At 62.9% G+C, this 13,993-nt stretch carries 6 protein-coding genes and 2 rRNA genes; 6 read left to right on the top strand and 2 right to left on the bottom strand.

The annotated features are described in order from the left end of the window. Positions 1-11 precede the first annotated feature (11 nt). Positions 12-797 (bottom strand): hypothetical protein, encoded by a 786-nt coding sequence (locus tag KF688_00120; protein ID MBX3424057.1) that lies wholly within the window; start codon positions 795-797, stop codon positions 12-14. 99 nt (positions 798-896) lie between these two features. Beyond that, positions 897-3,173, bottom strand: a complete 2,277-nt coding sequence (locus tag KF688_00125; GenBank protein MBX3424058.1) for a polysaccharide biosynthesis tyrosine autokinase — start codon at positions 3,171-3,173, stop codon at positions 897-899. A gap of 402 nt (positions 3,174-3,575) precedes the next feature. Between KF688_00125 and KF688_00130 the strand changes: the two genes are divergently transcribed. The 6 genes from KF688_00130 (at position 3,576) to KF688_00155 (ending at position 13,949) form a co-directional block, all read left to right on the top strand. Beyond that, positions 3,576-5,069, top strand: coding sequence for a GGDEF domain-containing protein (locus KF688_00130; GenBank protein MBX3424059.1), 1,494 nt, complete (start codon positions 3,576-3,578; stop codon positions 5,067-5,069). Between the two features lie 161 nt (positions 5,070-5,230). Then, entirely contained in the window at positions 5,231-5,695 is a 465-nt protein-coding gene (locus tag KF688_00135) for a hypothetical protein (protein ID MBX3424060.1), read from the top strand. Positions 5,696-6,591: 896 nt separating this feature from the next. After that, a 23S ribosomal RNA gene (locus tag KF688_00140) occupies positions 6,592-9,519 on the top strand. A 151-nt stretch (positions 9,520-9,670) separates the two neighbouring features. Then, positions 9,671-9,779, top strand: a 5S ribosomal RNA gene (gene rrf, locus KF688_00145). A gap of 337 nt (positions 9,780-10,116) precedes the next feature. Then, positions 10,117-12,108: a hypothetical protein gene (locus tag KF688_00150; protein ID MBX3424061.1), complete on the top strand. Its 1,992-nt coding sequence runs from the start codon at positions 10,117-10,119 to the stop codon at positions 12,106-12,108. Continuing rightward, entirely contained in the window at positions 12,105-13,949 is a 1,845-nt protein-coding gene (locus KF688_00155) for a hypothetical protein (protein ID MBX3424062.1), read from the top strand. The genes KF688_00150 and KF688_00155 overlap by 4 nt, the downstream gene beginning before the upstream one ends. Positions 13,950-13,993 lie beyond the last annotated feature (44 nt).

Here is a 13,993-nt window from a genome sequence, read left to right on the forward strand (position 1 = left end):
CACGCCTAACCCTAATCCCCCAGTCGGCGGCCGGCCAGCACTTGTCGAGGATTATCGTAGGTGAGCCGCCGAGCGTATTCCATGCCGTATCTCGCGGCCAGCAGCTCGCGGGCCTGTTGCATCCGCGGGGGGCGGCGGCGGGAATCGTGGGCGTCGGAGGCGACCAGATCGACCAGTTCCTCGTCGACCAATCGCCATGCTTCGTCACGAGCCTGCCGTCCGAAGTCGCCGACAAGGCTCCCCGCGGTGATCTGCAGCACCGCTCCAGCGTCGAGCCAAGCCGCGATCCTGCGGCGCGAGCCAGCCAGATACCGGTGCCGCTCGGGGTGCGTCATGACAGTCTGAACGCCCCGGGCCGCGAGCTCTTCGATCACCGGCAGCGGCTCGACGAACGTTTCGTGGGGCAGTTCGAGCAACAGATGCCGCCGCTGATCGCCGATCGTCAGCACGGTCCCCTCGTCGATCAGCCGCACGAGGCGTTCGTCGATCCGCACATCGGCCCCCGCGTGCAATCGCAGGGAGATGCCTGCCGCGTCGATCTCGGCCTGCAATGCGGCGAGCGCAGCGCGAATCGCCGGGCCGGAATTGTCAAGTTCATACGGCCCAAGCTGATGGGGCGACGCGACGACGTCGACAACTCCGTCGGCGACCAGCATCCGGCACAAAGCCAGCGACTCGGCGAGATCGGTCGGTCCGTCATCGACCCCCGGCAGAACGTGGCAATGAACGTCGGCGCACGGCTGGGGCGCATCTGGCTCGGCAGGGGGCGAACTGGCTGGTCGTTCGTCGGAGGGCACGGCTGCTCAGGAGCAAAATGCGAGTGCCGCAGGCGAACGGGTCGCGCTGCACGTGGATCGGGCGCGAGGCCCCGGACCCCGGCGACTCGCCGGACGCGATTAGGCCTCGGGTGCGGCAGCCGAGGCCTCGGCGGCGAGGCGTGCCCGACTTTTTTTGCGCCGCGAGGCAGGGAGTCTGTCGCCGGCTTCTCCGCCGTCGCCGTAGCCCCCCTCGGAATAACCTCCGTAGGGATTGCCGTAGCCGTACTCGTACCCGTAACCGCCGGGTTTGCGGATCGGCACGCCGTTGACGACCACGCCCAGCCGCTTCGCCCGCACTTGCCATAATTCGTTGCGAGCGGCTTGACTGAGACGCCGCGTAGCCCGCTCGGCCCGCAGCACGAGCAGCGTCGCGTCGCTCATTGCGGCGATGACACGGGCGTCGGCGACCGGCATGACAGGGGGCGAGTCGATCAGAATGCGGTCGTAGTGCTCGCTGAGCTGCGTCACCAAGTCGCCGAAGAAGCCGTTGTTCAAGAGCTCGACCGGATGCGAAGGAATCGGTCCGCAGGGGAGCAGCGACAAGAGATCCACCTCGGTCGGCACGATCGCCTCGCTCGCCGGGCGGCGTTCGCCCAAGACGGTCGACAGCCCGATCGCCGCCTCGGCGGCGAAAATGACGTGCTGCCGCGGTTTGCGCATGTCGGCGTCGATCAACAGCACCTTCTGGCCCGCCTGGGCCATGGCGATCGCCAGATTGCTGGCGACGGTGCTTTTGCCGTCGCCGGGCGAGGGCGAGGTGATGCAAATCACTCGCGCGTCGGCGCCCCCCAGTCCAAAGTGGAACGCAGTGCGCAGCGTACGAATCGATTCGCTGAGCGACGACCGAGGCGAATTGACGAGGATCATGCCCGCTTCGGCGCGGTCTTTGACGCCCGGGGCCAGGGGCAACGCCCCCAGCACCGGCAACTGCAACGCGTCGGCGATCTCGTCGGCCGACTTCAGGCGGTGATCCAGCAGATTTCGCAGCCAGCCCAGGCCGAAGCCGACCAGGGATCCCAGCAGCCCGCCGATCCCGATGAACCGGCTGGGGATCGGGTAGCTGGGCAGCAGCGCGGGTCGCGCGATTTCCATCCGGCTAACGTTGATGGCCCCGACTTGTTCGGTGAGGTTGAGGTTCTTGATCTGATCGTCCAGAACGTCGTTCTCTTTTTCCGATCGCGCTTGGGCCTCCTGCAACGACGCCAATTGCAGGGCCAGTCCGCTCACCTCTTTGGCTTCGGCGAATTGCCGATCGTAGCTTCGCTGCAACTCGGCGTACTTGTGTTCCAGAAGTTCGAATTGCTGCTTTACCGAATCGACGTATGCGGCGATCATTCCCGCACGATCTTCGGCAAGCTTTTGCGTCTGTTCCTCCAGCCGTTTCTGCCACGTGGCGAGAGATTCCGTCAGCAGCCGCACGCGCGGATGTCCGTCTCCCCACCGGGACTGCTCGGCCGCAATCTGCATCTCGACGCTTTGAATCTGATTTTGCAGCCCCAGCAGGACTTGCTCCTTCACCCCTTCGGACTTCTGAGCCATTTCGGCCAGCAGCGGGCGCAGCGCCGGCGACTCGTACATTCGTTGCACCCGGCTGTACAACGCCTTGGCTTCCAGCAGTTCGATTTCAGTCGAGTTCAATTCGTCGTTGAGCGTCGCAAAGCGGTCGTTGACCACGTTGCCGCTGCGGACCTGGACGGCCAATTCCGGATGATCGCTGCGGAACGCTTCCAGCGCCTTTCGCCGCGCTTCCAGGTCCTCGCTGCGGCGCTGCTTTTCGGAACGCAGCAGCCCCAGGATCTCGACGGCGTTGTTCTTGCGATCCTCGGCGTACTTGGAGATGTACGCGTCGACGATCGCGTTGACGATTTGCGGGGCGTCGGTGCGGCTCGGCAGTTCGATCGCGATGCGGATGATTTCGTCGTTGGCGCCGACCACGACCCGCAACGCTTCGCGAATCAGCCCGATGGGATTATCGGCGGTGCGGATCGTCTCGAGTTGCTTGATCTCGGGGGCGTCGATCGCGGCCGCAATGACCGACGTCGAGCGAATGATCTCCGCCTGCGTGAACAGATAGGAGGACGAGTGACCGATGCTTAGGTCGTTGTCGAGAATCCGCGGCATGTTCCGTTCGACGTAGATGTCGGACTGGCTCGTGTAGCGCGGTTCGGCGCGCTCCAGCAGAATCCACCCGACGCCGGCGCCCAGCAGCATGAACGTCAGAATGAGCCACCGGCTGCGCCACGCGAGCGCCAGCAGGTTGACCTCGCTTCGCGGCGCGTTCGCACGCGAGTCGCCGTGAACGGGTTCCGGCGTCAGGGCGAACGGGTCAGTCTGGACGAGCGACGTAGAGGACATGCGGCCCACGAATCGGAGTTCTAGCGGCAGGGCGGCTTGCGGCTTGCCGACGCCGACGACCGCAAACGGACTTACTCCGCAGTCTACACACGCGCTGCAAGACCGACAAACGACCGGCCGGTATTGGGCCCCGAATTCAGCCCCAAAACGCCCGAACGTGACGGTTGCAACGGTCGTTACGACGACGACCGCTGGCGCCGGCTCAAGCGACGGACGGCCCGGAATTGCAAGTCGTTTTCATACGACCTTGGGCGTTTGACTCCCCCCCCGAGCGACCTAGGTTAGTGCGGCTGGATTTCCGACGTTCGGCAGGCACGCTTGCGTTTCCAAGGCCGGAATTGCGCGCTTGCCCGAGTTTGCTATCGCTCCGATTCGTCACGCAGTGCTTGATTCGGTACCTCCATGATTCCGCTCCTTGCTTTCAGTTTGTCGTACATCCTCATCGACGTTGCGTTGGGGCTGACCTCGCTCGTCGTCGGGTTCGTCGCTGCGCTTGTCTACGCTCGGCATGCGCACGGATCCCGGACGGCGAGTGAGCCATCCGACGAACGACGCCAACTCGTTCAAGCCAATGACAACGAACGGACCGCAATGGCCGCTCAGCAGTTGCGCAGCTTGGCCCACGAAATGGCCAGCGACGTCGGCGCCCATTGTCAGGTCATGGACGGGATTTCCTCGGAACTCGGCGCACTGAAGTTAAACGAAGGGGACGGCCTGGCCGTCAACTCGGCCGTCGCCCGCATCTTGTCGGCCAATTCGCAGTTGCGTTTTCGACTCGATGAGGCGGAACGAAAGATCGCCGCTCAGGCCGAAGAAATCCGCACACAGCAGTTCGAGGCCCGCACCGACGTGCTGACCGGGCTGGCGAATCGCCGAGCGTTCGATGACGAAGTCCGGCGCCTGTTGAAAGCGTTTGCAACTCAGGGGCGAGTTTTTTCGCTGCTGATCCTCGACGTCGACCACTTCAAGAAATTTAACGACACGCATGGCCATCAGGCCGGCGACGAGGTGCTGCGGGCCGTCGGCTTGACCCTGCGATCGGTCGTCAAGTCGGGCGACTTGGCATGTCGCTACGGCGGCGAAGAATTTGCGGTCGTTATGGTCGATACGAACGCCAAGCAGGCGCGAGTCGCCGCCGACCGCGTACGGAGAGCCATCGAGGTGATGTCGGTCGATTTCGAGGGCCGCCGCCTGAGCGTGACGGCCAGCATTGGCGTCGCCCAAATTGCGCCGCTGCAGGATGCCGCCCAATTGATCCGTCGCGCCGACGACGCCGTCTATGCGTCGAAGAAGGCGGGACGTAACGCCGGCCACTGGCACGCCGGAACGGAGTGCCTGCCGCTCGATCAGGACGCTCGGCCGGTTGAAATTCCCGTGACTCAGCCGGTTGACAAGAAACCGATCTTGGCGACCCCCGTCGGCGACTTCGGCGATCGGTTCCGTAAGTTGCCGGACCATCGCGTCATGGCCGACGAACTTGGGCGACGAATCTCCGAGAGTCTGCGGTTCGGGGTTCCGCTCGCTCTGACCCGGATGGAGGTCGTCGACTTCGACAGCCTGGAGAGCTCGTACGGCGAGGCGGTCGGGGACCTCATCCTCGACTCCGTCGTGGCGTTCATCCGCTCGAATCTTCGCGATATGGACCTGCTGGCCCGCATGGGACGCGGGCAGTTTGCCATTATGCTGCCCGGCAGCGGGACAGACGAAGCGGCCAATGTCGTACGCCGCGTGGCGACCGTCTTGGCGTCGGCCCCGGTCCCCATCGGGGGGAAGCAGTTGGTGCTCAAACTCAAGTCGGGAATCGCCAACGCCAAAGCCGGCGACGACGCGGCGTCGCTGCTCGACCGGGCTGCGCTCGCGATGGATTCCAAGACGCTCGTTCCCGCGGGCGTTTGACGGCTTGTCGGCCATGCCGGCGGGCCGGAGCGGACTTGCTCGACTGGCCGGGTTGCGCTCGTGCCGGTATCCTCGACCAGGGAACTGCCCCTGCAGCGTCAGGACTCCGTTCGAGAGGCCGCAAGCCCCTCTGCGGAGTCGCTTGCCTTTTCGCCGGTGCCATGGCTGAGATCCCTCAACCCCCGCCGCCTCCCGTCGCGCCTCCCCCGGGGGATTCGCGGCCGGTTGGGGCGGCTCGCTGGCAGTTCAGCTTGCTCACTCTGCTGAAGGCGATGACCCTGACGGCCGTTGCCTGCGGCGCGGCGGTCGTCCTGCCGTACTCGCTCACGCTGCTGGCGACCGGAGCGCTGTGGATCGTCGGCGCCGGGTGGCTTGCCGCTGGAGTCGTCTTTGCACGGGGAGACGTTCAGGCCTTCTGCATCGGCGGCTCGGTCGTCGTGCTGAGCATGTGGACCCAGGCCGGCGGGCGGATGCTGGAAGGGGTGCGGATGCTGTTTCGTCCTTGGGGAGCCTTTGACTTAGGGACCCCGACAACGGCGTGGCTGGAACTGGCAATCGTGACCCTGGCCGTGGCGGCCAACGGCTGGCTGGGCGTTCGTGCGCGCCGCTACTTCCAGACCCGGTGAGGCGGTCGTTGTGAGTTCGCTTGCGGGTTTCGCCGAGGCCAGGGCCTCGGCCGGTTTGGCGGGCTCCTTCTCCTATGCGTCCTGGCGGAAAGTCGCGGGATTGCATACGTGCCGCCAAGCGACATCGGAGCAGGGGGGCGACGGGGAAGAGGGAGAGATCGTCCGGAGCCAACGGGACGGACGACCGCCGCGACCTGAGCAAAATCCCCGGATTCGGTCGAGCGAATCGGTTGCGGCGGTCGATGGATGGAATTCTCAAGTTCGTCGTCGAACGCCCCCTTGTCGTCGATTCAAGCGGGCTTACAATTCGGGCCGATGTCAGGGGGACCTCCTGCTAGCGGACAATCCGAGAGGGTCTGCAGCAGGCGGGAAGCGACTGGCGGAGCGATCAAAATCGCTTCTAAAAATTTGCCAGCCGCCCTTTGACAGGGGATTCGAAATCGCTAAGATCTAGGATTCCCGCCTGCTCGCGAGTGCAGGCTGTGCGAGTGCTCTCGACGGCCCTCGTTCAGCCTCTGCTCGCAGGAGCGGAATGGCCCCTCTGGGGCCGCGGTCGGCGTCGCCCTCGCGGGCTGTCGTCGGTCGGCGATCTTTGACAATTTGGTGAAGTAGCAAGAGTGGCATCTGATTTCCGCACGGGAAGTCGGCCGCGCGGCTTGCGGGAGACTTTGGTCTCTCGTCAGGCAGGCGAGCAGGCGACCTGTGCGTAATTTCTTTGTCTTAGATTGGATCAAGCGTTACTCGGAAGCTTGCGGCGATCGTCGCGAGGGGTTGCAGCCTCGCGATTGCCAAGGTGGAGGACAGTTCGGCGTAAGCCGAATTGCTCTCGACTCCGGCAGCCGCAAGACTTCGCTTCGTGACAACAGTTGTCCAAGGCGAGAGCTTTGAATAAATGTGGCCAAGTTACGAAGGGCGTATGGGGGATGTCTTGGCATCAGGAGGCGATGAAGGGCGTGGAAGTCTGCGAAAAGCCTGGGGGAGCTGACAAACAAGTGATGATCCCGGGATTCCCGAATCAGCATATGGTGAATCCATAGCCATATGCGGCAAACGCAGGGAACTGAAACATCTCAGTACCTGCAGGAGAAGAAAGAAAAATCGATTTCGTCAGTAGCGGCGAGCGAAAGCGAAATAGCCCAAACCGTGGGGGTTTCCCCCGCGGGGTTGTAGGGTCTTTCACATGAGAGTCACAAAATTGCTGACTAGCAGAACAACCTGGAAAGGTTGACCACAGAGGGTGACAGTCCCGTACGCGAAAGTCGGCAGTCTCTCGAAGGATACCTGAGTAGGTCGAGCCACGTGGAATCTCGACTGAATCGACGGGGACCATCCCGTAAGGCTAAATACTCCCTGATGACCGATAGTGAACTCAGTATGGCGACTGAAAGATGAGAAGAACCCCTGCTAGGGGAGGAATGTGAACCTGAAACCATACGCTTACAAGCGGTCGGAGCCCTATGCCCGCAAGGGAATGGGTGACGGCGTGCCTTTTGCATAATGATCCGGCGAGTTACCGTCTGCGGCTTGGTTAAGGCCTTCCGGGCCGAAGCCTCAGGGAAACCGAGTCTGAATAGGGCGACAATTGGTCGTTGGCGGTAGACGCGAAACCAGGTGAACTACCCATGAGCAGGTTGAAGGGCGGGTTATACCGCGTGGAGGACCGAACCCACTTGGGTTGAAAACCGAGGGGATGACTTGTGGGGAGGAGTGAAAGTCTAATCAAACCTGGAGATAGCTCGTTCTCTCCGAAATAGCTTTAGGGCTAGCCTTGAGCCACTACGTACCGGGGGTAGAGAGACTGATTTGGTTTGGGGCCCTTCCCGGGGTACCCTGCTGAGCCAAACTCCGAATACCGGTGCGACTATCTCAGGAGTCAGTCCGCGAGGGATAAGCTTCGCGGTCGAGAGGGAAACAACCCAGACTATCTGCTAAGGTCCCGAAGTTACACTCAGTCACTAAGGAAGTTGAATTGCTGTGACAACCAGGATGTTGGCTTAGAAGCAGCCACCATTTAAAAAGTGCGTAACAGCTTACTGGTCGAGCAATTCTGCGCCGATAATGAACGGGAGTAAGTGTAACACCGAAGCAGTAGAATTAGTGATCCTTCGGGTGATCTAATTGGTAGGAGAGCGCTGTACGTCAGATACAAGCGGTACCGTAAGGAGCCGTGTCGGGGCGTACAGGTGATTATGCCGGAATGAGTAACGATAAGGCAGGTGAGAATCCTGCCCGCCGAAAGCCTAAGGTTTCCTGGGGAAGGTAATTCCGCCCAGGGTTAGCCGGTGCCTTAGTCGAGGCCGAAAGGCGTAGACGATGGACAGCAGGTCAATATTCCTGCGCTAACTGTGTGGACCGATGGAGGGACGGCGCCCGAAAGGTGAGCGGTACGACTAGAAATGTCCGTACCTTGTTGCAAGATGGCAGGTAGGAAAATCCGCCTGCGGAATTCAAGCGACCGGGTCGAGCGCGTTTACGTTCGCGAAGTCATCAGCAGGGCGTCCAAGAAAAGCTTCTAAGGGTTGAAGCACAGTTAACCGTACTAAAACTGACACAGGTAGGCGAGACGAGTAGTCTAAGGCGCTCGGGAGAATGGTGGTTAAGGAACTCTGCAAAATGGCCCCGTAAGTTCGCGATAAGGGGTGCCCTTGGCGGTTCACGCTGCTGGGGGCCACAGTAAATCGATTCCTCCGACTGTTTATCAAAAACACAGGTCTCTGCTAACTCGTAAGAGGATGTATAGAGACTGACGCCTGCCCGGTGCTGGTAGGTTAAGGGAGAGGGTTAGTACGTTAGTGCGAAGCTCACGACCGAAGCCCCAGTAAACGGCGGCCGTAACTATGACGGTCCTAAGGTAGCGAAGTTCCTTGTCGGGTAAGTTCCGACGTGCATGAAAGGCGTAACGAGAGGAAAACTGTCTCAACCACCAACCCGGTGAAATTGTAGTCGTGGTGAAGATGCCACGTTCCCGCAGCTAGACGGAAAGACCCCGTGAACCTTTACTGTAGGCTGATATTGGGCTCGTGTATTGACTGTGTAGGATAGGTGGGAGGCTTTGAACCCCGGCCGCCAGGTCGGGGGGAGCCATTGGTGAAATACCACCCTTTTAATGCATAAGTTCTAACGCTGATTCCTGTGAATCCAGGCAGCGGACAGTGTCAGTTGGGCAGTTTGACTGGGGCGGTCTCCTCCCAAAGAGTAACGGAGGAGCCCAATAGGCGCACTCAGCCTGGTTGGCAATCAGGCATCGAGCGTAAAGGTAGAAGTGTGCTAAACTGCGAGACTTATCAGTCGAGCAGGTGTGAAAGCAGGGCTTAGTGATCCGGTGGTCCCGTATGGAAGGGCCATCGCTCAACAGATAAAAGGTACTCCGGGGATAACAGGCTTATCGCTCCCGAGCGTCCATAGCGGCGGAGCGGTTTGGCACCTCGATGTCGGCTCATCACATCCTGGGGGTGGAGAAGCTCCCAAGGGTTTGGCTGTTCGCCAATGAAAGTGGTACGTGAGCTGGGTTCAGACCGTCGTGAGACAGGTCGGTCCCTATCTACTGTGGGCGCACGAAACTTGAGGAGGTTCTTCTTTAGTACGAGAGGATTTAGAAGGACGGCCCTCTGGTGTTCCAGTTGTCGCGCTAGCGGCACGGCTGGGTAGCTAAGGCCGGAACGGATAAACGCTGAAGGCATATAAGCGTGAAGCCCGCTCCAAGATGAGGTTTCGTAGGCTAATAGCCGAAAGCCCCCTGAAAGACGATCAGGTTGATAGGCCGGATGTGTAAGTGCAGCAATGCATTCAGCTAACCGGTACTAATGGGTCGAACGCTTGGCCACATTTATTCAACGCTTTCCCGTTGAAGACAAAGACAGACGCGACGCGTCGTTGCGACGTCTCGCGAGCCGGCTCCCGTGCGGAGCCCGGCCCCGCTCTTGCTACTTGCCAAAACGTCAAGCGTCCGCGGGTCGACAGGTCCCGGACGCTTCTTCTGGCGACCATACCGCAGTGGAAACACCTGTTCCCATTCCGAACACAGTAGTTAAGCACTTCGGGCCGATGATAGTGAGATCACTCGCGAAAGTAGGTATCGCCAGGTTTTTCAAGAGCCTCGTGGAGACAACTCCACGAGGCTCTTGGCTTTTGTTGCGTCTGAGGTGTCCTGCGTCAGGGGAGGATTTTCTCACGACGACGACACGACTGACGCGACGTCACATCCAAATCGCTTCGGCGCCTCGTCGTGCCGATTTGGTCCTCTGAATCGCTTCTGGCGTCTCTGTTGCGGAAGCGCCAAAGTCTTCCCGGCCTTCGCAGTTGTCCTGCGTCACAGCGCCGATTATTTGGCACTCAGCGCCAGCACCTCTATACTGTGCGGAAGCGGCGCACTTTGTCGCGCTGCGTCTGATTTCATCGCTCGAGCCCGCGGGATGGAGCCGATGCACTTACATGTCCTTGCGTGCCGGCAATTTTGGGCAGTCGCGCTCTTGGCTCTGGGGCTGGTCGCTTCGCCTGCGAACGCCGTCCCTCCCGCGGCCGAGCTTTATGACATCTTCGGGGTGACGCACTACCCGGAGGATTTTGTCGAGCCCAGGACTGAAGCAATCGTCGTCGTCTTGCTCGACGACTCCTGCCCGGTCGTTCAGCAGATTGTGCCGACGCTGCGGGAACTCGACCAGCGCTACAACGGGTTCGAACGCGACGGCCTCGGCCGGCCCACGCAGCTTGCCAAGCACCCCGGCGATCGGGTGTTGTTCTTGGGGGTCTACGTGAAACCCGACATGGGCGCCAAGCGAATGGCCGGCCACGCGTCCGATATGCGGATCCCGTTTCGCGTGCTCCACGATTCGCAGCTTGCGCTTGTCAAGCAACTTGGCCTGACGCGGCTCTCGGAGACCGCAGTTCTCGATCGCGATTGGCAGGTTCACTATCGCGGTCCGATTGACGACCAAAACGTCCAGGGGGCCAGCCGGCCTGGGGCGACCGCCCATTATCTGGCTGAAGCGATCGACGCGGTTCTCGCCGGGGGCGCCCCGACGATTGGTCGTCGGCCGGCGGTCGGCTGCAAGATCGCTCTCGATCCGCCGGCGCCGCAAGGGGCGGACCTCACGTTTCACCGCGACGTGCTGCCGATCCTGCAGAAGCATTGTCAAGCGTGCCACCGGGAGGGGGAGGTCGCCCCCATGCAGTTCCTCACGTACGCCGATGTGAACGCCTACGCCGGAATGATCGAAGAGGTGGTTCTTCACGAGCGGATGCCTCCGTTCCCCGGCGAATCGTCCCGTCGGTTCGCCCACGACGAGCGGCTGCCCGACGCCGCACGCCGGACGCTCCTCGATTGGTTGCGGGGGGGACGAGCGGCGGGCGATCCGGCCGACGCGCCGGCGCCGCTCGGCTGGCCCGACCGAGATCGCTGGCAGATCGGCGAGCCTGACTTCGTGTTCCGCATGCCCAAGCCGCTGGAGATCCCCGCGACCGGCGTGCTGAACTACTACTACATCGCCGTGCCGGTCAACGGCGGAAAGGGTTTTCCGGAGGATCGGTGGATCGAGGCGATCGAAACGCATCCCGGCGACCCGCAGGTCGTTCATCACGTCCAGGTCCACGAGTACTTCGGCCCGATCGATCGCGATCCGACGGCGCTCGACCAGATACTCATCTACGGTTTGGGCATCGAGAGCGCCCGGCTGCTGGGCGGGTACACCCCCGGCAACGAGGAGGGGAACAACCTGCGGCTGAACCGGTACTTGAGCCCCGCGGCCGCGGCCGAGGGCAAGACCGCGGGGATCAAGCTCTCCAAGGGCGCGAACCTGATGTTCGAGGTCCACTACACGACCAACGGCAAGGCGACGATCGATCAGTCGGAGGTGGCGATCCGGTTCGCCGATCGCGAGCCCGACGTGAAGCTCGATTCGTGGTTTCCCTTTCGCAGCCGGGCCGACATGCTGATCCCTGCGAACTTGCAGAACCACAGTTTGCAGGACCTGTACCACTTCGGCCGGGCGACCGACGGCAAGGCGGTGCTGGTGCACGCGATTCGCCCTCACATGCACTCCCGCGGCAAGAGCTTTCGCGTCGAGTTGGTCGATCCCCGGGGGCTTACGCAACAGGTGCTCCACGATTTTTCCCAGCACGGTCTGGTGCGGGGGGAGACGGTCCTGTCGGTGCCGGTGTGGGACTTCAACTGGCAGCGGTTCTACCAGTTCGAGGAGCCGATCCTGGTGCGTCCCGATCAGGCGCTGTTGGCCACCGCGTACTGGGACAACACGCGGCACAATCCCCGCAACCCCGATCCCAACGTCGACGCCCCGTGGGGACAGCAAACAATCCAGGAGATGTTCAACACGCTCTTGCTGTACGAGCCGCTCGATCCCGACGACCCGCGAGCGCAAGGCGCCGTCGGGCAGGCCGTTGCGGAGGCGCGGCGATGAAGAATCACTCTGGATTGCCGAGCCTGATCGGCATGGCCTTGTTCTTGGCGACGGCGTCGCAGTTGCAGGGAGCCGAGTCGGCGAGCGAGCGACGAGCGGCCAGTTTGCAGCGGCTTCGCGCCGCGACGATCGCATTCGATGCGGCGCTTTCCGACCCGTCGTCCCGTATTCACGACGACCGTTCCGAGTGGCGCGACCGTCTGGTCTGGGCGTCCTGGGCGCCGCGGCTGATCGATGCCGGCGACGTCGACGCGCTCATTCTCCAGCGCATCTCCCGCGAGTTCGTCTCGGCTCGCGACGGGCTCGACGCCCCGCCGGTCGTCGAACTGCGCGCAGCTCTGGTCGCGTATCTCGACCTGGACGAGGCCGAGCGGCTGGCCGGGGCCGGCTACGAACAAGCTCGTGTCCGCCATGTCGCGGCGCTCGAGCGCGCCTTGGCGACGGATCCCGCAGGCCCTGCGGCAACTGCCGAGGTTCTTGACTTTGCCGTCGTCGAAGCGGCCGCTTGGTGGCTAGCGGCTACGAGCGAGGCGCCGGACTTGGTCGCGCAAGTCCGGGGCCGCTTTAACGGCCCGGCGATCGTCGGCCAGATCCATCGCGGTCTTGTCGAAACGAAGCTGGCGGACTTTGAGAACGAGACCGAGGAGGTCCGCCAGACCCGCCGGCGCGTGCAGGGGGCGACCGTCGTGGGACAGGCGACCGTCAAGTCTCAGACGCGCGCTCGGCTCGGCGGCTCTCCGGGCGAAGTCCGCATGCAGGTGACGATTGCCGGCACGGTCGACGCGCCTCAGAACCGTTCGTACAAGGGGAGCGTCAAGGTGACCAGCGCGTCGAAGTCGCACTTCAGCGGCCAAGCCGAGTTGTACTGGGACGGCGCCAGCTTCGCCTCGACGGAACCCCAGGTCGAGGCCAAGACCGCGGCGACGATCCACGAGGTCGACGCCCCGGGCACGATTCGCTATGCAGCCGTCAAGCGAGTCAACGAGTCTCGCGAGGAGATGGAACAGGACTCGGCGGCCCACATTGCGCGGCAGGTGACCGAGTCGATGAACGCACGGCTGACGACGGCGGTCGACAATCTCAACCGGCGTTCCGCGAACTTCTTGGGGTTCCTGGCCCGCGCGGGGATTCCGGCCGCCGAGTGGCGAACGCTGCAGACCGAGACGGCCGTCGCCATCGGCTATCGCCCCCCCTCGGGGAGCGGCCTGGGCTCGTTGTCGTGCGAGCTCCCTCCGCTTGTCGGCGCCGAGATGGCGGGGCTGTCGTTCCACGACGGGGCGATCGAGGGGATCCTCGGCGCCCAGGTCGCCGGCGCCGAGTGGCGCGATCTCGATTTTTCCAAGCTCCAGCGGGAGTTGACCGGCGCCGTGACCGAACCGCTGATGATCGGCCTCGATCCGCCCCGCTGGGGAGTGCAATGGAGCTGGCGGTTGCCGGTGCGCCTGCGGTTCCGCCCCGACGGCGCGGAGTTGGCGTACCAGTTCCAGCGCGTCGACGTCGGCAATCGCCGCTTCGACGTCCCCTGTCGGGTCTGCATCGACATGACGGTCGCGGTCTCGCCGCTGGGGCACGAACTGCGCCGTCGCGGGCCGGTCGTGGTCGAAAGCGTCGACCCGCAGCGGCCGGTCCCAGGCGAGGTCGTCGAGCTGCTGCAATCGCGATTCGCCCGTCCGCTGGACGAGCCGTACCACCTGCTGGGGCTGCAGTTCCCCGCGGGGGGCGAGCTCGACGGGCTGGCCGGCTTCGAGGCCGCCGACGCCCAGTTGGCCGACCACTGGGTCCACCTGAAGTACTCGCTCCGGCAGTCGACATCGGCTCCCACGGTCAACGCGACGCCGTGAGGCGCGCCGCCGCCCCCCCCATCGCGGCGGCGCTTCCGTTTCTT

Source organism: Pirellulales bacterium (assembly GCA_019636345.1).
Lineage (GTDB): Bacteria > Planctomycetota > Planctomycetia > Pirellulales > Lacipirellulaceae.

What these genes read in the sequence shown, in the direction of transcription:
- KF688_00135 (MBX3424060.1), top strand. Translation starts at nt 5,231, where the DNA reads ATGGCTGAGATCCCTCAACCCCCGCCGCCTCCCGTCGCGCCTCCCCCG.
- KF688_00125 (MBX3424058.1), bottom strand. Translation starts at nt 3,173, where the DNA reads ATGTCCTCTACGTCGCTCGTCCAGACTGACCCGTTCGCCCTGACGCCG.
- KF688_00130 (MBX3424059.1), top strand. Translation starts at nt 3,576, where the DNA reads ATGATTCCGCTCCTTGCTTTCAGTTTGTCGTACATCCTCATCGACGTT.
- KF688_00155 (MBX3424062.1), top strand. Translation starts at nt 12,105, where the DNA reads ATGAAGAATCACTCTGGATTGCCGAGCCTGATCGGCATGGCCTTGTTC.
- KF688_00150 (MBX3424061.1), top strand. Translation starts at nt 10,117, where the DNA reads ATGCACTTACATGTCCTTGCGTGCCGGCAATTTTGGGCAGTCGCGCTC.